Source organism: Paenibacillus sp. 23TSA30-6, from assembly GCF_014858585.1.
Lineage (GTDB): Bacteria > Bacillota > Bacilli > Paenibacillales > Paenibacillaceae > Paenibacillus.
The window spans coordinates 53,461-71,312 of record NZ_SLTL01000003.1 but is presented as its reverse complement, the minus strand read 5'-3'; the positions used below and the strand labels follow the sequence as shown (position 1 = coordinate 71,312).

Annotated in this window: 27 protein-coding genes; 5 read left to right on the top strand and 22 right to left on the bottom strand. The window is 48.8% G+C overall.

Annotation, left to right across the window (positions count from 1 at the left end; all coding sequences use genetic code 11):
- Positions 1-5: 5 nt before the first annotated feature.
- The 19 genes from E0698_RS03575 to E0698_RS03495 form a co-directional block, all read right to left on the bottom strand.
- Positions 6-1,973 carry a phage tail tape measure protein gene (locus E0698_RS03575; RefSeq protein WP_192510629.1) on the bottom strand — a complete coding sequence of 656 codons (1,968 nt, stop codon included), beginning with the start codon at positions 1,971-1,973 and terminating at the stop codon, positions 6-8.
- Positions 1,963-2,313 carry a hypothetical protein gene (locus tag E0698_RS03570; protein WP_192510628.1) on the bottom strand — a complete coding sequence of 117 codons (351 nt, stop codon included), beginning with the start codon at positions 2,311-2,313 and terminating at the stop codon, positions 1,963-1,965. The genes E0698_RS03575 and E0698_RS03570 overlap by 11 nt, the downstream gene beginning before the upstream one ends.
- A gap of 16 nt (positions 2,314-2,329) precedes the next feature.
- Positions 2,330-2,461, bottom strand: a complete 132-nt coding sequence (locus tag E0698_RS27295) for a hypothetical protein (RefSeq protein ID WP_273041341.1) — start codon at positions 2,459-2,461, stop codon at positions 2,330-2,332.
- Between the two features lie 23 nt (positions 2,462-2,484).
- Complete coding sequence (locus E0698_RS03565) at positions 2,485-2,862, bottom strand: phage tail assembly chaperone (RefSeq protein ID WP_192510627.1); 378 nt, start codon at positions 2,860-2,862, stop codon at positions 2,485-2,487.
- A 77-nt stretch (positions 2,863-2,939) separates the two neighbouring features.
- Complete coding sequence (locus E0698_RS03560) at positions 2,940-3,392, bottom strand: hypothetical protein (RefSeq protein ID WP_192510626.1); 453 nt, start codon at positions 3,390-3,392, stop codon at positions 2,940-2,942.
- The gene (locus E0698_RS03555; protein WP_192510625.1) at positions 3,392-4,012 is read right to left on the bottom strand and encodes a hypothetical protein; all 621 of its coding nucleotides are present in this window, start codon (positions 4,010-4,012) and stop codon (positions 3,392-3,394) included. The genes E0698_RS03560 and E0698_RS03555 overlap by 1 nt, the downstream gene beginning before the upstream one ends.
- A complete protein-coding gene (locus tag E0698_RS03550) occupies positions 4,002-4,442 on the bottom strand; it encodes a hypothetical protein (protein WP_192510624.1) in 441 nt (146 codons plus the stop codon). The genes E0698_RS03555 and E0698_RS03550 overlap by 11 nt, the downstream gene beginning before the upstream one ends.
- Complete coding sequence (locus tag E0698_RS03545; protein WP_192510623.1) at positions 4,439-4,717, bottom strand: hypothetical protein; 279 nt, start codon at positions 4,715-4,717, stop codon at positions 4,439-4,441. Before E0698_RS03545 ends, E0698_RS03550 begins: the two co-directional genes overlap by 4 nt.
- Positions 4,714-4,875 (bottom strand): hypothetical protein, encoded by a 162-nt coding sequence (locus E0698_RS03540; RefSeq protein WP_192510622.1) that lies wholly within the window; start codon positions 4,873-4,875, stop codon positions 4,714-4,716. Before E0698_RS03540 ends, E0698_RS03545 begins: the two co-directional genes overlap by 4 nt.
- A gap of 2 nt (positions 4,876-4,877) precedes the next feature.
- The gene (locus E0698_RS03535; protein WP_192510621.1) at positions 4,878-5,045 is read right to left on the bottom strand and encodes a hypothetical protein; all 168 of its coding nucleotides are present in this window, start codon (positions 5,043-5,045) and stop codon (positions 4,878-4,880) included.
- A gap of 153 nt (positions 5,046-5,198) precedes the next feature.
- Positions 5,199-5,411 carry a hypothetical protein gene (locus E0698_RS03530; RefSeq protein ID WP_192510620.1) on the bottom strand — a complete coding sequence of 71 codons (213 nt, stop codon included), beginning with the start codon at positions 5,409-5,411 and terminating at the stop codon, positions 5,199-5,201.
- Between the two features lie 69 nt (positions 5,412-5,480).
- The gene (locus E0698_RS03525; RefSeq protein ID WP_192510619.1) at positions 5,481-6,416 is read right to left on the bottom strand and encodes a hypothetical protein; all 936 of its coding nucleotides are present in this window, start codon (positions 6,414-6,416) and stop codon (positions 5,481-5,483) included.
- Between the two features lie 413 nt (positions 6,417-6,829).
- A complete protein-coding gene (locus E0698_RS03520) occupies positions 6,830-7,144 on the bottom strand; it encodes a helix-turn-helix domain-containing protein (protein WP_273041340.1) in 315 nt (104 codons plus the stop codon).
- Positions 7,145-7,266: 122 nt separating this feature from the next.
- Entirely contained in the window at positions 7,267-8,247 is a 981-nt protein-coding gene (locus E0698_RS03515; RefSeq protein ID WP_192510617.1) for a hypothetical protein, read from the bottom strand.
- A 1,270-nt stretch (positions 8,248-9,517) separates the two neighbouring features.
- Positions 9,518-9,886 (bottom strand): hypothetical protein, encoded by a 369-nt coding sequence (locus E0698_RS03510; protein ID WP_192510616.1) that lies wholly within the window; start codon positions 9,884-9,886, stop codon positions 9,518-9,520.
- Positions 9,876-10,043: a hypothetical protein gene (locus tag E0698_RS03505; protein WP_192510615.1), complete on the bottom strand. Its 168-nt coding sequence runs from the start codon at positions 10,041-10,043 to the stop codon at positions 9,876-9,878. Before E0698_RS03505 ends, E0698_RS03510 begins: the two co-directional genes overlap by 11 nt.
- Before the next feature lie 50 nt (positions 10,044-10,093).
- On the bottom strand, positions 10,094-10,297 hold the full coding sequence (locus tag E0698_RS03500; RefSeq protein WP_192510614.1) for a hypothetical protein: 204 nt from the start codon (positions 10,295-10,297) through the stop codon (positions 10,094-10,096).
- Positions 10,297-10,425, bottom strand: a complete 129-nt coding sequence (locus E0698_RS27290; RefSeq protein ID WP_273041339.1) for a hypothetical protein — start codon at positions 10,423-10,425, stop codon at positions 10,297-10,299. The genes E0698_RS03500 and E0698_RS27290 overlap by 1 nt, the downstream gene beginning before the upstream one ends.
- On the bottom strand, positions 10,391-10,879 hold the full coding sequence (locus E0698_RS03495; RefSeq protein ID WP_192510613.1) for a hypothetical protein: 489 nt from the start codon (positions 10,877-10,879) through the stop codon (positions 10,391-10,393). Before E0698_RS03495 ends, E0698_RS27290 begins: the two co-directional genes overlap by 35 nt.
- Before the next feature lie 192 nt (positions 10,880-11,071).
- On the opposite strand from E0698_RS03495, the gene E0698_RS03490 reads away from it, so the two are divergent.
- Positions 11,072-11,320, top strand: coding sequence for a helix-turn-helix domain-containing protein (locus E0698_RS03490; protein WP_192510612.1), 249 nt, complete (start codon positions 11,072-11,074; stop codon positions 11,318-11,320).
- Between the two features lie 90 nt (positions 11,321-11,410).
- Here the strand turns inward: E0698_RS03490 and E0698_RS03485 are convergent, their stop codons facing one another.
- The gene (locus E0698_RS03485) at positions 11,411-11,806 is read right to left on the bottom strand and encodes a hypothetical protein (protein ID WP_192510611.1); all 396 of its coding nucleotides are present in this window, start codon (positions 11,804-11,806) and stop codon (positions 11,411-11,413) included.
- A gap of 80 nt (positions 11,807-11,886) precedes the next feature.
- On the opposite strand from E0698_RS03485, the gene E0698_RS03480 reads away from it, so the two are divergent.
- Both E0698_RS03480 and E0698_RS03475 read left to right on the top strand, forming a co-directional pair.
- Complete coding sequence (locus E0698_RS03480) at positions 11,887-12,414, top strand: DUF3102 domain-containing protein (protein WP_192510610.1); 528 nt, start codon at positions 11,887-11,889, stop codon at positions 12,412-12,414.
- 83 nt (positions 12,415-12,497) lie between these two features.
- Positions 12,498-12,701 (top strand): YqaE/Pmp3 family membrane protein, encoded by a 204-nt coding sequence (locus tag E0698_RS03475; RefSeq protein WP_014282210.1) that lies wholly within the window; start codon positions 12,498-12,500, stop codon positions 12,699-12,701.
- A 613-nt stretch (positions 12,702-13,314) separates the two neighbouring features.
- On the opposite strand, the gene E0698_RS03470 is transcribed toward E0698_RS03475, so the two are convergent.
- Both E0698_RS03470 and E0698_RS03465 read right to left on the bottom strand, forming a co-directional pair.
- Complete coding sequence (locus tag E0698_RS03470) at positions 13,315-14,349, bottom strand: tyrosine-type recombinase/integrase (RefSeq protein WP_192510609.1); 1,035 nt, start codon at positions 14,347-14,349, stop codon at positions 13,315-13,317.
- Positions 14,350-14,574: 225 nt separating this feature from the next.
- A complete protein-coding gene (locus tag E0698_RS03465) occupies positions 14,575-14,934 on the bottom strand; it encodes a HesB/IscA family protein (protein WP_013311832.1) in 360 nt (119 codons plus the stop codon).
- Positions 14,935-15,306: 372 nt separating this feature from the next.
- On the opposite strand from E0698_RS03465, the gene mqnE reads away from it, so the two are divergent.
- Both mqnE and E0698_RS03455 read left to right on the top strand, forming a co-directional pair.
- Positions 15,307-16,413 carry an aminofutalosine synthase MqnE gene (gene mqnE / locus E0698_RS03460; protein ID WP_192510608.1) on the top strand — a complete coding sequence of 369 codons (1,107 nt, stop codon included), beginning with the start codon at positions 15,307-15,309 and terminating at the stop codon, positions 16,411-16,413.
- Between the two features lie 268 nt (positions 16,414-16,681).
- On the top strand, positions 16,682-17,749 hold the full coding sequence (locus tag E0698_RS03455; protein WP_192510607.1) for an NAD(P)/FAD-dependent oxidoreductase: 1,068 nt from the start codon (positions 16,682-16,684) through the stop codon (positions 17,747-17,749).
- Positions 17,750-17,852: the final 103 nt, after the last annotated feature.

Genomic DNA, 17,852 nt, shown 5'->3' with positions numbered 1-17,852 from the left:
TAAGGTTATCGTGACAACGCTTTTACAAGACGCCCACACAGTACCTCGATGTCAGAATCGTTGTTAATCGTGACCCCGCCGAGATATATGTTCACATCGCCCGATCCGCCACCGCGTTGTTGGTCACGCCATTCGGACGCTTCGTGCTTCGTTAAGACCGCTTCGTCCTTGTGGAGACGCGCAGGATAACCGTTCATAGGTACCCGGTCGAGCCCACCCGCATGGCCATTCGCATTCGGACGTTCGACTTGAATAACGCCGTCTCCGCCAAAAGCCTCCGGCATACCAAGTGAAAAATTACCGGATAATACCTGCGCCGCGTCGGAATTTTTGAACTCCTGCCATTTCTTATACGCGTACTCGATCGCAGAAGCCACCGCATCAATCGCCGCCTCCATAAACTTCAGGATGGGCTTAACGGCTTCCCACGCGGCCGCAAATGATTCTCCGAGCGTCGGAAGCATCGGCCTCACAACGTTATCAATCAGGAACGTAATCCCTTGCGCGAGGTATCCGACGAGCTTGGCTGCAATTGGAAATACCGTGTTGAATATGTCCAGAACGGTCGGCAATACCGCGACCACAACCTCACCGATCGCTTTAATAGCCGATTGAACCAGCGTGAACACCGGCTGCATGAACGTCCAAGCTGACTGGAGAGCGCTCGATATCTGCGGGAAGTAGCTTTTAAATATGCCAACTACGTTCGTGACCCCGTTTACGAGTGCGGTCCATGTCGCCTGCGCCGTCGGAAGCAACGATTTAACTCCGTTCATAACGGCTTGGCCTATAGGAGCCAACGCAGTCATGACACTATTAAACGTAGACTTAATCGCGTTGCCCCACGACTTCGCTTGATCGGAATCCAACCAGTTATTTAATTGAATAGCGAACTCGGACCCTTTATTTGCAAGTGCAGCAATCATCGGCATCGTCGGAAGCAAAGCGGATATCTGGAGAGTTTCCACGGCCCCCCTGAATTGTTCCACCGCGCCTGCTGCGTTGTTCATCTTTTCCTTGGCTACTTGGAGCGCAGTGACGTTGCTCATCTGGCGCTGAAATTCCTCGACGCCTTTTGAGCCAGCCTTATACAACGTAGTTGCAGCCTTCACGCCATCCGTACCGAACATGTCCAGCAGCGTAGCCGTACGGTCTTGGTTCGACATTTTGCCGAGAGTCTGCTGCAATACATCAGCCACGCCCGCCAAGTCCTTGATCTTACCCTTTTCGAAGAACTTATTCGCCTTACCGACGCCGATGCCGAGGTCTTCGAACAGTCGCGTAGCCTTCTTCGTCTGAGGCTGTAGATACATCAGCATAGACTTATAAGAGGTACCGGCATCCGACCCGGATTTCAACCCGTCATTAGACATTAGACCAATCGCGGTATTAAAGTCTTTGAACGATACCCCTACCATGTCCGCAACGCCGCCCGCACTCGCGAGAGCATATCCGAGATTTCTCACGTCGGTTGCCCCGGAATTGGCAGTACCCGCGAGAATATCCGCAGCTTGTGCCGCTGTAAGCCCGTCCTTCTTAAACGCGTTTAGCGACGTTGCCATTGTCTCCGCAGCTTCCGTGAGTTCGAGACCACCGGCTGTTGCAAGATTAAGGGACGCGTTAAGCCCGCCCGCTTGGACTTGCGCGGTGGACATTCCCGCTTTAAGCAACTCCTCGATCGCTTTTGCTGACTCAAGTGCTGAATATTTAGTAGCCATTCCCTGCTCCAGCGCGAGCTGTTGCATCTGCTTCATTTGTGCATCTGTAGAACCCGTTAAAGCTTTAATCGTGGACATTTGCTCCTCAAAATCCATTGCTTTTTTAACGGAATCTCCCGCAACGGCGACAGCAGAAACGGCAGACCCAAGAAGGCCCGCCGCTGCTCCGAACTTCATCATGCCGCCCATAGCCTTACTGAGCTTGCTGCTCATCTCGTCTCTTAACCGTAAATGCCCAATTAAATCAAACGACATTCCGTACCACCCACTCCCGATAACGATCGATCGCACGCAGTAACTTACGCAACGCATCGTGAACGGTTAGTGTCTGCCTCATAGCGTTTCGACCGCGATCCACGGCCTCATCCGCTTTCTCTAGCGCATCCGAAAGACGACGCATACGGTAGCCAACGGTCTTAATCGAGTGAACCCCGGAAGCCTCGAATTGTGCGGCTGTCTCCGTCCACGTTACGTACTGCTCCGCATGGTTTGTCCGGAATCCGTAGTTACCCGGCCGTGTATACGTAATGATCTCCGCCAGTAACACCGTGATCGGGACCGCACGCTCAAAAGCTACCGTAATATTGTCCGACATATAACTCCCCCTATCGTTATTGCGCCGCCTTCGCTTCCCGTTCAAGCTGGAGCATCATCGACGCGTACATAAACATCCGGTGCCGTCGCTCTTTCGCATAAACCTCGTCGGGCGGGATGCCGAGCCGTTGAAATATCTCGTGCAGCACGTAAGCCTCCCCGCCCGACTTGATTAGTTTTTTGCTTCGTCAATCAACTTCGCATCGTCTACGAATCCGGACAGTTTAAGCAACGCCTGTACGACGCGGGCCTGTTCGCCGGGCAACAACGCCTTTTTGACGACATCGGCTGCGTCAGACGCTTCGTAACGGTCTTTCAGCGCCTTATCGTTAAGGTCCGGATCGGCTACGGCTTTAACGATGAGTAGACGGTTAAATAGCGACTCGTCGACCGATCTATCCTTACCGGTAGTGGCCTGTGCGCGAGCCTTTTCGAGCGTATCTTCATCCAGCGCTTTGACGATGAAGTCCGTACCCAAACGAGGGATGTACACGCCCTCCTGTAAATCCGTAGTGGCTCCGAGTAATGCGTCCAGTCTGCTTGTTGTCATATAATCAGCCTCCGTATGTGTTTTTTAGGGAATTAAAAAGAGGCCCCGAAGGACCTCCGTGTTATTGCTATAAACCGTTAAGATGTCAGTTCACGTTTAACTCTCGTATAGAGGGCGAGATTATCGACCGAACTGTTCTGACGTGTGAGGTGTTCAACGCTCTCTATGTCCCTCTTTGTAATCGTGTCGCCGTTTGCCAGCTTAGTAGTCAGTTCTTCGCGGATTCTGCGCCAGTCCTTATGAACGTCCTTTTGGCTCTCGTGATACTTGATACGGTCACGTAGGATTGCCGCTCTCATAGCGTCGGCGTCATCCCCTGTTTCAGCCGCACGTGCCTCCGCCTTGATTACATATTCCTCGCTCGGCAAGTCTACAAAATTAAAACCGCTATATTGCTCCTTAAAGTACCGATCGACTGTGTCGTCGTACTCACGTTTTCTAACCACATACTCCGCAATCTTTTGCGGATTTCCACGTGCCATAAGCTTCATGTCCTCCAGCTTGCGGGCGGTTACTGTCAATTCCTCCATTACTCGTCACCTCTTTTTACGTATTGAATACTACGAACAGGCTCGCCGTTTCCAAGGCAATACAGGTCGGCTTGTTTAACAAAATGCGTGTCCGTCTCCGTAGTGAATTGGAAGTCTACTTCTTCAAGCTTGTAACGGTACTTGCCGTCATCTCCGCTTGGTACGAGCGTACTTGATACGTCCTCCTTGACGTCCGTGTATTCCTTAACAACTTCGCGGTACGCCTGAAATGCGTCAATATACGCCAACTTTGCCGCCAGTAGCGCAGACGCAGCCGGGTCGAACTTTTCCGCTTTAAACTGCGGCTTAAATTCTGCATTCCACGCCGCAATAACATCCTCCGGCGTAACCGTATGGTTGTACAACGTCGACGCTACTTGATACTCACGGTTCTTGCGTTCATAGGTGCGTTCGGCGGCGGCAATCTTGTCGGAGATATCGTCCAGTTCTTTGCTGGCGTCCGTCCCGCTTACAAGAGAGTCGCGCATCAGTTTTTCATACTCCGCCTTTAACGCCTGTACTTCCTCAAGCACGGAAGCACGTTGACGACTCCGCTCCGTTTGTTGTGCGAGATAATCTTCTGACTGCTTCCGATACTCTTCGATTTTTTCAAATTCCATAACCGACAGCCCCCTCTATTCTCTTGATTAGTTTTTTCAATACGTTAACAAGAGCTCGACGCCAACCCGTCAGCTCTCGGACGGGCGCGGACTCTTCTTGGAGGCGTAACCCGTACAGCTCGATTAGTACGTCCCGGTTTTCCTCAATCACACATTGGGTACTCGCAACGTCTGACGGATGTTTGATACTTGCGGCAACGCCTATCTCACCTAAAGAAGCAGCATAGAGACTCGGCTCACGCGTCCACAACTCGAATGTATCAATACGGTGTCTCTCCGCCAGTTTGCGTATGAGCTCGATTACTGCCGCCGAGTCGTCACACGGATACATGACCGTATCGAATAAATATCCATCCTCACCAAAAAGCTGCGAAACGACGAACGTTGTATCCTCCACGCGCTCGAAGTTGGCAATGATGAGCGGCCTCACGCAGCATCCTCCCCTTCAAATTCCTTGACGAATTGCTCCATTGCGCCCTTCACGCTAGACCATACGGATACCCGATGCTTTCCGAATAAATGCTTCCGATCTTGCACCTCGAAGTACCCGGACCATAACGCCTCAACAGCGCTCTCCAGTGGCGTCTTATCGTCCTCGATCGGCCAGGTTCCCGTTAGCGTGTCGCGTCCCTGCACGTCGTACAGCTTGACGATGTTATTACCGTCTACTTGCCGGTGAATTACACGTGTGTATTGATCGCTCATTTCCTTTTCTCCTTCCGTCTACGTTTCCGCTCGTCCTCAGCGATCCGGGCCGCGTTGAGGCGTATGTATCGTCGGGACACCGAATCACCAAACGTAATCGTAATGCCGTCCGCGTACGATATCACCGTATGATACTGGTTGACTCCGTTGTTCAACATGGTTACACCCTCCTCGCTACTTGTGTACTCAAATACCGACAGCGGACGGAATCATCGCCGCGCCAGGCTTTACACCGCTTATCCGCTTTAGACATCGCGTGAAGCAATACGCAGCTCGAATCCGGCTTGTAATACGGACAATATGTAGCCGCGTCCTCTCGATCACTCACTAGCACACCTCCCGCTAAAACCCCGCATAACCGGTGCTCATTTCCGTGTTTTCGCTTGATTTCAGACGCGCAAAAATAAGCCGAGGGTCATAGTTCCTCCGCTCGTTTGAAGCGCTAATACCACGCTAATTCAACGTATAGGTTACTGCGCCGTCATGCGCTGATTTGGCAATTTAACAGCCGCTTGATTGACCGTTTCCGCGCTTCCGGGACACGATACTGAATCGCGATTAACTTGCCGAATCGGAAATACTCGGCCATGACGTGAAAATCCGAATAACTGCGCTTGATCTTCGCCATGACGGTAGCGTCCTCTGTGTAAGCTGCGAGGTTGTCCGAGTCAATCCGCCATATCTTGTTACCCACGTAAAGTCCTCCTTTTGGGTACGACAAATAAGCCGCCTCGGAAATCAGGGCCGCCTTGGTGATGCCTTTTTAATTGAAGAGAACTTTAATCGCCGCCAGCTTTTCCGCTGACCCTGCGAAGACAACTCGCGGATTAACTATAACCCGGCGCTTCCGTTTATCATGGACGTCGGGCACGAGCAGGAAAACGTTCTTGCCGTTGAGCTTAACCGCGTCGAGTGCTTTGCGAAGTTTCTGCGCGTCCTTATACCCGAGTAATGCCGCGAGTCTCTCGACGTCCATCGGTTGCAGCCGGTCTTCCTGCGTCTCTTCCGGATTAAAACATACGATGTTAGTGTTGAAGTTGATAAACGGAAGCACCGCGTAGAGGATCGCTAATTGTTTGACTTCACGGCCTTTTCCGTAAGTCTCATACAAGCCGCGTACAGTATTGCGGAACATACAGATATAGCGGTACTCGGAAAGATCGTATGTGTTCTCTTTCTTGATCTCGCCGCGATAGAATATTGACGGGTTCATGTATAAGTCCCCGGTTTCCTCGTCCTCCGAGATGATTGATTCCGCGACCAGCTTCCTGTGTAGTTCGGAGTATCTAACACGGTGTATGCCGAGGAGATCGGCAAGGCCGGCGCGTTTAATGGGCCGCCCGTTGTCGTGCTGGAGCCTGCCGCCGTCGTAGCTCGTATAAGTCCCGAGGAACATTACACGAGCATAATCGGATTGACTGAGCGACGGGAACCGCTCGATAAATGTTTCGCAGCCTTTAAAGAGCGCGAACACAAAACCGCCGTGCTCCTCCGCCCATTGGCCGAGTACTGTGACGTTGCGCGCCCCGCGTGCCTGCGCCTCAGTCGTCCGGATGACCGTGTCAATCGTAGAGGAAAGTCCGGCTTCTGCTAGCAGTTTATCCGCACGCTCCTGCGCTACGATCGCGGCCCCCTTCGTCTTTTGCGGTAGGTTTTTCCAAACTCGATTGGCACGTGATCTTTTATCAGAATTGCTCATGTTACCCCTCCCGGATGAAAAATACCCTGCTTTTCAGTTACAAAATCGGCCAGATACCCTGCCTTTCAGTTACATAACTTTTTGGTGATTAGAGGCTAAAAACCCACGTCTGCCGCGGTTTTCCTCCATTTTTATCGACTTTTCGGAATTTCTATCCCTATAGTAAGTCTTATTCTTTTTTTCTTTTTGGACGCGCAGAATACATGTGAACATACCATAACACCATGCTGCCGCCTCCCTTCGGTCGTTGCCTCACCGCACCCAAAAGATGGCACGGTGAAAATATATCTCTACCATAATCTTTCTCGCGTTTAGAATATGTACAGACGTCCCGGTTAGGGGCGGATGTCCGCAGGAGCGTAGCGACGCGGAAGGTAAAGCGTATGAACACGCCATACCTACCGTTGCAGCGTCTACTTTCCCGGTAGTAACGTATCCTGGTACATATCGAGTAGGCGCGTTAATTTATCGGACGTAAGTTCGAGTTCCTCAACACAGCGCCTGCGCATCGTTTCATTAATCGGGCGTTCTCCTTTCTCCACGCGCCATAGATGCGATTCGGACACGCCGAGTAAGGCCGCCATTTCCGCAAGGGATAGACGGTAGATCAGCCGCAGCTTTTTGGCGGTGGTAAAATCGATAATCATTACGTTAGCCTCCTTTAATTGCGCAAGATTTCTTGCGTGTAGTGTAAATAAAAAGAAACCGCTGATCGCGCCGTCAGACAATCGACACGAGAGCGATCAATTTGAGTTGCAATCTGGACGTTTTCGGCGTATGATATGTTTGGATGATTATACCCCTTATCGGCTCCTTCGTAGGTTATAAATATACTGTCAAAAAGGGACAACTAGAGGCGAAAATTTCGAAATTTATTTTTGATTCTTGTTAACCTCCGCTTTGCTACCTCGTATGGAAGGCCGCTAATCTGCGCCGCATACGCTCCTTTCATTATGAATCGCCCTTCTCTCGTAACGCTGTAGCCCTCATTTCGGTTTTCTCGCATGTCCTCTTCCGCCTTGTCCGTAAGCTTGCGTAAGAACTCGCTCTGCTGCTCGGTTAGGCTTTTCGCCAACTTCGACGGTGGCACATCTACGCCAAGTATGGACGCGATCGGACTAGCGAACTGCGGTTTTATCATCCAATCGTCACCACCACGCCGGACACGTCGAAAACCGTTCCGCTTTGATTGCTCGCCATAATACCGGGTCATCAGCGAGGCGTTAACGTATTTGACTATTTCTTGTTCGCTGCGTTCGAAGTCGACGTATTTTAGTACGTGTTTGAGCGCCTTCTCCATATCTTCCATAACTTCCGTACGGATGCGCGCTTCCTCTTTAACTGCCTCTATCTCCGTCTTCTCAATAAGAGTCAATACGTGAAGATACCATTTATAATCGTGTTCGAACCCGCCGTATATAAAACGTTCCTCTATTGTGTTCTCTTCTTTCCGGAGCCACGCCATAAGTTCCGTGTTAATTTCGTATGTGTACAAATACCTATCAAATTCAAACGGCTCAAACGGAATATCAATGTTTAAGTCGATAGCCATTATGGAGAGATAGCGGTTCAACTCAGGATAGCTATATTTTAACGGCTGCCGAACGTACCAAGCGTGTTTTATCGCCATTTCACGTATAGCCTTGATCCGATAAGTGATATATTGTCGCGGCTCTGCCAGGGAAATGATTACATCCCGTGTTTCAGACGATAAGTACCTCCGTGTAGGATTGTCCAAGAAGTCGACTGTCTCAACATCATCCATAATTCCATTGATGACGCTCAGGTCGCCTGTTTCCTGGTATGTTTTAATCGAGTCTTTGAAGTTCATACGCATCCTCCGATTCTTGTTTTCTATTAGTCTAACGGAGCCCTTCCGTTTTGTGAACCATCTCATCCCGAGGTTCCGACGTCGGAACATTTGAAAACTGCTCGTAGGCTCGTATCAAACGCGACCAAATGCGACCACGTGGTCGTACTATCCCATATGTGGCACGCGTGTCATACATGGCCAAATGCGAATACGTATTCGTTTTAGATCGAACCTCGGGGTTCGGTTTGCACTCGTTGTAATTTGCTACAACCACGGTACGGCGTCGTACCAATTCGGTAGATGTCTGCCGTTTTCTCCGACGTCGGAGAAATGTACGATTTGTCCTATAATAGATTTATTTATTCACTTTAGTGGAAGGAAAGCAGTAAGAATCAGTGATCGGAACACTAATACCAACGCCCTAATTTCAACTTAGTCCTCCGGCCTCGTAGAATGTTGGTGGCCGCTCAGATATGTCCAGACGTCGCGACATTTGACGGTGTGGGTTGAAACCACATCGTCACTCAATCGACGTCTAACATCTGGCGACCTCAAATCGAGTACACGTGTTTCGACGTCGAAACATTAATACGATGTAACCCCGGGGATACGTGTTGCGACATCGCAACATTTATATGATGCGCCCATGTGGACACGCGTTCGAACGTTCGAACATCTGGGAATCTAGAGACGTCTCGTAATTTGAAACGATGTATACCCTGGTATACATGTATCGACGTCGATACAGGGTAGAGTAGGCAATTCCGATGTTGTGACGTCGCAACATCTAAGCGGTGTCTCCACGTGGTTACGCGTATCAATACATTACTCTGAGGATACTATCTGTCCAATACAAGAAAAATCACGAATTGCGAAACCAAACGTGAGTTCCCATCGTATACCTTATTATAAAGCACGGAAGAGACGTCCGCAGCCTGTTACGTTCGTCCCTCCACTATTTATATGAAGCGATGTGCCTGAACGGAGGTTGCCGCCTCCGCATCGCGTTGTAATTAAAAGGAAACCCGAGTTTCGTTCTAATGAAGTCGGCCAGCCTACCGAGACGTTGGCGCGTCTTACGTAGACCGACCGGAGAACCACCGAGCAGTTAGCGCTACTCAGCGTTTGTCCGCATAGCGATCCCTCCGATTGGCGTCGGAAAGTACGGACATTTGACTGTCAATGTTGACGCAAAGACAGCCGGATAGTACACGCGCGTCTCCTCCCCATATTGGCGTTCGGAACGTTTGGCGCCATTCCGGACACCGTTAGTTCATCAGAGAGCGCGTCATCCCTTCTTTTTAACGAGATTCAATTCGATATCACCGCGGTCTTCGAGCCATAAGAGTTCATCCACCAAAAACGTTAACCCGTTCATGGCGCGGATATGATTGAGGACTTCCGTAACTACTCCGAACAAGTCGCGCTGAATGTTCTTCCCGAGTTGAAGGCCGCCGGAGTCTCCGTCGATAAATAAGTGCGTGTGTTCCGGATGCTCGACCTTGCGGACGTGACGGAGCCACAAAATTCCGGTCTCAAGATGGAAGAAATAACGGCCATCGTACAAAACGCCCTCCACGAGTTCATACATATGCGGCAGGTCGTACGGGCCGTAAGCAAGCGCCGCCTTTTCTAGTACGTCTGATTTAGTTTCCATAATTATCGACTCCTTCGTAGTTAAATCCGACTGGCTTGATGTCGGTAGCCGTGACGTTGTGCCCGGTGTCATTCGCGTTCTGAACCGCCTGCTCGATCACAAGTGCCCGGAGTTCGCCCTTCGTAAGCTGGCGCGGCGAGTATACCGGAAAGGTCATGCGGATGTCTCCGAACTCGACGACGCATCTATAACAGTGATCGGCCGCCATTAAGAAACGCCTCCATTCGGAAATACGTTGTTAAACGCTGTATCTAGTTCTTTTAACGTCTCAATCCGCTCGGCATCGGTGAAGTGCGGACTCTCCAATACGTTACCGACTGCGAGTGTATAGAAACGGAACGCGATCATTAAGGCATCACCGTAGGTTTCCGAACCAAGCCGATAATCCGTGAATATTTCCAAGTAAGACATTACGTCAACACCTCACGCGCAACCAACACGACTGCGTAGATGAATTTGAGTACCGCGACGATACGTTTACGAGCCTTGCGTGATAATACGATGTTACGCGTAGTTAATATATTGGTTACTGCGTTCAATCTGTACGCCTCCCTTCCTTACGATGAACCCGAGTTCCTTCATGACGTCCATTGACAACGTTAAACTACCGAGTGGTGACCGACGACTGACTCCGGTTATTTTCCAGAACGCCCGCGGCTGTATAACGAGCTCCTGACGTGTGCCGACGTACCGAAGTATATAGTTGCCCGTAGTCGGATCGAGTACGTAGCGGACTTGAGCCGGAGTAACTAGCGGACGGACGACACGGAAGACTTCCCGCTTCATTTCTGCGTCCAACTCAAAGCCGAGTTCGACGAGTTGTGCCGGAGTAGCTTCGACTGTATCACCGTAGAGATACGGATCAGCTTGCGGTATAATAGTGAAGAATAATTCCGATGTGATACGGAGTTCTTGACGTTTGCGGCCGCTTCCGACCGTGATGATTATAAGGTTGTCGCGACGATTACGGATGAAACCTAACGTTATTGACATATGATTCGCCTCCAAGCGGGATTATAGGATGAATTGCGTTGATGCTTCGGAACAGTACGTTGTTGCTCGGATAAAGATGAAACTTTTTATTAACTCATTACGTTAATAACCTGATACGATAATAACTCATAGAGTTAATACAGTCAAGCCTCTTTTATGATAAAATAAAATTAATAACAAGGAGGGTCGCGGATGATTCGTTTTACACTTGAAGAGATGCTCAAAAAAAGAGAAATGAGTATGTACGCATTGTCTAAAAGTTCAGGTATCCGTCCAAATACCATAAGCCAATGGGTAACAAACGAGGGCGTTGACGTAAAGTCTATAACTATCGAGACTCTTGATCGAGTTTGCTCCGTATTAGACTGTCAACCGGGGGATTTAATTAAATACATAACGAATGCCAAAGAAAGTACCGATCAAAACGAAAAAGACCGCTAACCCCTAGTATGGGCTGCGGTCTTTTTTTCTAGTTTTTAAGGTTTTAGATACATATCTGTATCCGTATATGCCTGCATTATTTTTTGTGGATTAAGAACATACATTAATGTCCCCAAGCTTCCTCTCTCCAATAATCGGAACTTTAATATATACCTCCGCTTTAAAACAAACTTTATTTAATCCCTCTAAGCATATTTGAATATTTTTGAGTTTAATCTCAAAACCGAGTATCTCGAATGATTCATCACCTAAACTCACACATGCATTTTCAGGAATACTTATATTCCAGTCTTTTATTTTGTGGCTACCGTAATACAAGCTAATTATAAATTGATCTCCACTTCTATTTACTTCAATTTTAAAATCCCCTATTTTTATACCTGAACGGAGCATTGTCTCATTACTTTCTTGCCCATCAATCTCTAAAGTGACATAAATTTTCCCATTACGTTCGAATGAACTCACTACATTTACGCCTAGTGTCATAGGTTTATTAATCCTCCTTTTAGTGTTAATACAACAATTAGTATCCACAAGAAGGGGATAAATATTCAGGAGGAATCAACGTGAGTGAAATCGCAACTTTACCAACGGATTTACCTACGATCACTGCGGAAATCAACACATACAAACGCGTTGCTGGTGAGGCGATTTACGAAATTGGGCGCCGTCTCAAATCCGTTAGAGATCAGCCGCAAAAGTATGGTCTTAATGGTTACCGTGATTGGGAGCGCTGGTGTGCTGAGGAGTGTGACATGGCGCGGAGGTCCGCTAACAGGTTCATCCAGGCATTTGACGAACTTGGGACGACGTCGTCCCGAATCTCATCTAGTAAAGTATTTGAGATCCTTCAGTTACCCTCCGATATCGACCGTTCGTCCTTCGTCTCTTCTTCGCATACTATCCCGTCAACAGGCGCCACCAAAACTGTTGACGAAATGACCGTCCGCGAACTACGCGAAGTTAAAGCAGCGCTGAAGGCCGAACGTGAGGCACGGGAACTTGCGGAGGCACGCGCAGAGAAAGCGGAGGACGATTACGGCCTTATGTGCGATACGCTCGAAGCAGTGCGTGCGCAACCGCCGAGGACATAATTTCCAGTTTTTTCGTAGCATAATTCCCCTCTATCTGATAAAATTGTGCTCAAAGTAAATAAACGTAAAAGGGGTTACATCTGATGCGATACCTTCTTGCTATTCTGATTCCGCCGCTGGCGGTCCTACTTTGTGGCAAACCCGGCCAGGCTATTTTGAATTTTATACTTTGCCTATTTTTCTTCGTGCCCGGTGTTATTCACGCACTGGTCGTTGTAAACAGCCACAAAGCCGACTTGCGAAACGAAGAGCTTATCCGCGCAGTACAGCGCGGGCAGAACCGATGACGGAGGTCAACTCCACTCGTATAAACAACGAAAAAGCCCGTGACCTCAACGTAGAGGATTACGGGCTTTTACCGTAAAATTAGGCGCTCACGGCTCCGATCTGCCACGTTCCGAAGTCGGGCGCGACTCCGTACTTACGCAAGGCCGACGACGGCTGCGATGAATAACGGATTAGTTAAGCGTTGTTTCATTAGTTGACTTTTTCTATCAGCTAAATAATCTTTTTTTACTATCTAACTAATCAATTAGATAATGACAATTGGGATGATATTGTGTAAACTAAAAATGTAACGTATTACAAAAAGAAATAGGCCGCTAATATCGCAAGACATAGCGCGGCCCTATTTAAGTATGAAATTACGAAAAATAGCCGAGCATCCCGCCAAAGATAACGGCTATTTTTCGCGTCTTATTTCGATGACAAGTGCTACGAACATTATCATAAGTGACAACGTTTCATATACGGTCATAGGCGGTCACCTCCTGGGTAGCCGCTTTTTGCTATGCCCTGCTTGCCTAATTATACAACACCCTCTACTTAACGCCTACTACTTTTTCCCTCCTACCTTTTATGCAAAAATAACGCCCACCCCCGAAGAGATGAGCGTCGTTATTAAACTCGCTTCTTAATAAAGCGTGATGTTGGCGAATACTCGTCGTGACTTCGCCGTATATCGTTCGTATCCATCTGAATATACCTCCGCATTGTCCGTATATCAGACCAGCCGCCCATCTTCTGAACGGTGAACGGGTCAGCTCCGTTAAGTATCATTGCGCGAGCCCAGGTGTGACGGTAAACGTGCGCCGTCATCTTCTTACCAGCTACGCCCGCCTTTTCCCCGTAAAGCTTCAACCGTTTATTGAAATGATTCGCAGTTACCGGGTCACCGAAGCAAGACATGAATATCCGGTCCGTCGTGAAATACTGGCGGTTTTCTTCTATTAATTGTAGCAACAGTTTCGCCACGTGTGCAGAAATCGGAACCATCCGAGGCTTACGATTTTTGTTCACTTCACCGCTTAGCGTAATGAATCGTGTCTGGAAGTCGATGTCCGATATCCGTAAACTAAGCATTTCCGATACACGACATCCCGAATCAAGTAGAAATGCGATCGCTACGTAATCCCGATATCCAACGAAATCGCGCTGATTAGGTTGCGCAAGTACCGCCTTTACCTCGTCGTCCGTCAGACAATTCGTGAGGTCAACGTCCTGGCGCAACAAGCGCACTTTAGCGACCGGATTAATCTCAATGAGTTCGTCACGTTCCATCTGATTAAATATCGCCTTCAGCGTACGAAGACGGATGTTTACCGTCGTGTCCGAGAGTCCGACAGGTTGATTCTCCGTAGGTATATTCTTGTGGCCGGAGTAACGTACCTTATCGAATTTCATATACGCAACGTGATCCCGAATTATTTCCGTCGTAATTTCCTCGACATATTGAATATCCGGATGTTTCTCGCGCAACCAGTCAACGAAATACCCGTAGTGCTTCGCGTAGTCCTTGAGCGAGCGATCACGTAAGCCCTCCGACTTTTTCGTGCCTATAACGAGATTAATCGCTTGTTCGAGAGATAATTGCGGATATTCCCGCGCTAACCTTCCGCCAGCCGGAACCCGTCTTTCACGTTTCTTTAACGCCATAATAAAGAAGACCTCCACATAAGTATAGTACGTGACTATATCGCTGTAGAGGCCGTAATCCACAACCCTAAATCGCGGGTTTTGGGATTGTTAACGTTCATCATACGGGATTGTTAACGCTCAAATTCCTGCATACAATCCGCAATCCCGAACATCTATTCCGCTAGGCTAATGCATCTACCTCCGAACAGATCATCGGAAGACAAAACATTGACGTAACGTGTGTTAACAAGGCTCTTCGTTCGGCTTCCCTGCATCCGTAGCTGTACGGAAGCTCGAACCACAGCCGCATGTCGCTACTGCATTCGGATTATGAATCGTGAAGCCGCCTGACATACCGGACTCTTCAAAGTCGATTTCCAGACCGTCCAGGTAGCGGATGCTTTCCTTTTCCACTACAATCTTCATATCCTGTACGTTCATATATATATCCTGATCCGTCTCGTTGTCGTCAAAGCCCATGGCATACGAGAATCCGGTGCAACCGCCCGGCGTAACACCCAGACGCAAAAACATATTCGGCGTTTCCTGCTGCTCCAGCATATCTTTCAAGCGCTCGGCAGCGGAATCGGTGATGTTAATCATAGCTCCATCCTCCTCTTTTACTTCATGTTCTCCTTCAGTATACTCCACTATTTGCAGGTGCTCAAGTCATGGAATGTCCTTCTCTTACAGGCTTAAAGACCTGTTTTTCTATTCGTTTGTATTGAACACAGGTGGTGTGAGGTTTATAATAGGTGAAGAGTGTGTAAAAGAAACTGTCGGAAATTTGTCATTTCAAAGGCGATATTTTGAGACATTCATCATTGTAGCCTGGCATTGTAACATTTTTCACATATCATATATCCGCGCTGCCGGATTCTTACCGACGGAACGGGACATCCTGTGCGCACCTAGCGCTTGTGCCGCTGATTTGGCGGACAGCCTCGCACAGAGCAACTTGAAGGAGGAATAGGCATGTCCACATTAGTTACACCTTTTACAGACCGCAGAATGGCGGAAATTGTAGAAAAGGTACAGAACGGTATTCGTTTGAACCTTGAAGACGGTATATATTTGTATGAAACTGACGATATCCTCACACTGGGTCAGTTGGCTAACGAAGCTAATTTACGCAAGAACGGAAAAAAGGTTTATTTTATCGAAAACATGAGCCTGTACTTCACCAATGTATGCGAAGCGCGCTGCGCGTTCTGCAATTTCCGCAAGGATCAGGGGGAAGAAGGCTCTTATACGTTGTCTGGACAGGAAATGATTGATTATGTTGAGCAGCATATCCATCCGGGGGTCAGAGAATTCCATATCGTCGGCGGTCATAATAATCATGTGCCTTTCCAATACTATGTAGACTCATTGAAGGCGCTGAATGAAAAGTACCCCAACGTTACACTCAAAGCTTACACCGCAGCGGAAATTGACTTTTTCACACGTATTAGCGGCTTGAGCATTAAGGAAGTACTTCAGGAGCTGCAAAAGGCAGGTCTGCAAACGCTGACCGGTGGTGGCGCAGAGATTTTATCGGATGAGTATCGCCAAAAGATGCGTGTCACCAAAGCGAATGTAGATCGCTATCTTGAGGTTCATCGCACGGCTCACAATCTCGGCATGAGAACCCATACGACAATGCTGTACGGTTCGGTTGAATCCTACGAGGATCGTATTGAACATATGCTGCAAATCCGCGCATTGCAGGACGAAACGAACGGATTTATGGTATTTATTCCACTGTCCATGCAGCCGAAAAGCAAAAATGCCAACATCATGCGCCGCAACTCCGCTTACGAGGATCTCAAAACGATTGCGATCAGCCGCCTGATGCTGGACAATATCGATCATGTCAAAGCTTACTTCATTAATATTGGTCCGCAATTGACGCAGGTCGCTCTGACCTTCGGCGCATCGGACGTCCACGGCACGATTGTGCGCGAGCAAATCAGCCATGCCGCAGGCGCACTGACCCCGGCCGGATTGACCCGTAAAGAGCTGATCTGGCTGGTCAAAGGTGCAGGACGCATCCCGGTTGAACGGGACACCTTCTATAACGAAATCGAAGTTTTCGAATAAAAGCCATATCGGATTCAGATTTCCCGCGCGCATTTCATCCCCATTACTCACACCATGCAGCGTCAAGCTGCCCCGGAATTTTCTGGTCTGCCTGCCTATAGGCGGGCCGGGAAGCCGGGTTTTATAACAACCAAAAACTTGTGTCTGATCGGAAACATTGAATTTGCATGTCGCCGGGATAAGACGTAATTTGAAGGCGAACAAGGTTTCCTGATGAGGCACCAGACCATTTGCCGGGGACACGGCAGCGAAAGGACGGCGGATTTTGATGAAAAATTTCGTTATTCTGGGAGGCGGCTACGGTGGCCTTACCATTGCCAAGGAATTACTGAATAAACATATTCCCGACGATGTTCAAGTCATTTTAGTGGATCGAATGCCCTTTCAGGGATTGAAAACAGAATACTACGCCCTCGCGGCGGGGACGGTATCTGATTTTGATTTACGGGTGCATTTTCCCGATGAACAACGGCTTATTCGCAAATACGGAGAAGTCACCTCGATGGATTTGGAAAATAAAATTGTACATTTTCAGGACAGCGAGCCTTTGCCCTATGAACAGCTTGTGATTGCACTGGGCTGTACTGACCGTTTTCACAATACACCGGGGGCTGAAGAACATAGCTGTACCATCCAGTCCTTTAACAATACACGTCAAACGTATCTGCGCCTGAATGAAATCAAGCCTTACGGACATGTGCATATTGTAGGTGGCGGTCTGAGCGGTGTTGAGATTGCGGCGGAATTGCGCGAAAGCCGCACGGATTTGAATATTACCATTATGGATCGGGGCGAGCGGGTGCTGTCGGCATTCCCGCAGCGTTTGTCTGCCTATGTGCATGCCTGGTTTAAGGAGCATCAAGTCGATGCGTTAAATCATGTGGGGGTTTGCCGCATTGAGCCGGGCGCTATTTACAACCATGATGAAGAAATTGTGACGGATGCGGTTATATGGACTGCCGGGATTCAACCCGTGAAAATCGTGCAGGATTTAGCTGTGCCCAAAGATCCTCAGGGCCGCATTGTGCTAAATGAATATTACCAAATTCCGGATCATCCCGAGGTGTATGTAGTTGGAGACTGCGCCAGTCTCCCCTACTCCCCAAGTGCTCAGGCGGCCGAGGTGCAGGGTGAGCAGATTGCACACATTGTACACGACCTGTGGAAAGGCCACATGCCTCACCCGCATCCTTTGAAGCTGCGTGGCACATTGGGTGCGCTTGGCAAGAAAGCCGGATTCGGCTATGGTTTTATGGGCAGCACCTCGCTGCGTGGTCGTGTACCCCGCCTGCTCAAAAGCGGCGTGCTCTGGAAATCCAAACGCCATTTTGGCTAATCTGTTGGTACAACACACAAAGAAGACCTGCTCTGGGAGCTGGTCTTCTTTGTTTTAAACATGTATGGACGGTGCGTATATCATAGATAGAACGAAGCAGGCT

Bases quoted from the DNA above. Each gene is read 5' to 3' on its own strand.
- E0698_RS03575 (WP_192510629.1), bottom strand. From the start codon at position 1,973: ATGTCGTTTGATTTAATTGGGCATTTACGGTTAAGAGACGAGATGAGC.
- E0698_RS03570 (WP_192510628.1), bottom strand. From the start codon at position 2,313: ATGTCGGACAATATTACGGTAGCTTTTGAGCGTGCGGTCCCGATCACG.
- E0698_RS03565 (WP_192510627.1), bottom strand. From the start codon at position 2,862: ATGACAACAAGCAGACTGGACGCATTACTCGGAGCCACTACGGATTTA.
- E0698_RS03560 (WP_192510626.1), bottom strand. From the start codon at position 3,392: ATGGAGGAATTGACAGTAACCGCCCGCAAGCTGGAGGACATGAAGCTT.
- E0698_RS03555 (WP_192510625.1), bottom strand. From the start codon at position 4,012: ATGGAATTTGAAAAAATCGAAGAGTATCGGAAGCAGTCAGAAGATTAT.
- E0698_RS03545 (WP_192510623.1), bottom strand. From the start codon at position 4,717: ATGAGCGATCAATACACACGTGTAATTCACCGGCAAGTAGACGGTAAT.
- E0698_RS03540 (WP_192510622.1), bottom strand. From the start codon at position 4,875: ATGTTGAACAACGGAGTCAACCAGTATCATACGGTGATATCGTACGCG.
- E0698_RS03525 (WP_192510619.1), bottom strand. From the start codon at position 6,416: ATGAGCAATTCTGATAAAAGATCACGTGCCAATCGAGTTTGGAAAAAC.
- E0698_RS03515 (WP_192510617.1), bottom strand. From the start codon at position 8,247: ATGAACTTCAAAGACTCGATTAAAACATACCAGGAAACAGGCGACCTG.
- E0698_RS03510 (WP_192510616.1), bottom strand. From the start codon at position 9,886: ATGGAAACTAAATCAGACGTACTAGAAAAGGCGGCGCTTGCTTACGGC.
- E0698_RS03505 (WP_192510615.1), bottom strand. From the start codon at position 10,043: ATGACCTTTCCGGTATACTCGCCGCGCCAGCTTACGAAGGGCGAACTC.
- E0698_RS03500 (WP_192510614.1), bottom strand. From the start codon at position 10,297: ATGTCTTACTTGGAAATATTCACGGATTATCGGCTTGGTTCGGAAACC.
- E0698_RS03495 (WP_192510613.1), bottom strand. From the start codon at position 10,879: ATGTCAATAACGTTAGGTTTCATCCGTAATCGTCGCGACAACCTTATA.
- E0698_RS03490 (WP_192510612.1), top strand. From the start codon at position 11,072: ATGATTCGTTTTACACTTGAAGAGATGCTCAAAAAAAGAGAAATGAGT.
- E0698_RS03485 (WP_192510611.1), bottom strand. From the start codon at position 11,806: ATGACACTAGGCGTAAATGTAGTGAGTTCATTCGAACGTAATGGGAAA.
- E0698_RS03475 (WP_014282210.1), top strand. From the start codon at position 12,498: ATGCGATACCTTCTTGCTATTCTGATTCCGCCGCTGGCGGTCCTACTT.
- E0698_RS03470 (WP_192510609.1), bottom strand. From the start codon at position 14,349: ATGGCGTTAAAGAAACGTGAAAGACGGGTTCCGGCTGGCGGAAGGTTA.
- E0698_RS03465 (WP_013311832.1), bottom strand. From the start codon at position 14,934: ATGATTAACATCACCGATTCCGCTGCCGAGCGCTTGAAAGATATGCTG.
- mqnE (WP_192510608.1), top strand. From the start codon at position 15,307: ATGTCCACATTAGTTACACCTTTTACAGACCGCAGAATGGCGGAAATT.
- E0698_RS03455 (WP_192510607.1), top strand. From the start codon at position 16,682: ATGAAAAATTTCGTTATTCTGGGAGGCGGCTACGGTGGCCTTACCATT.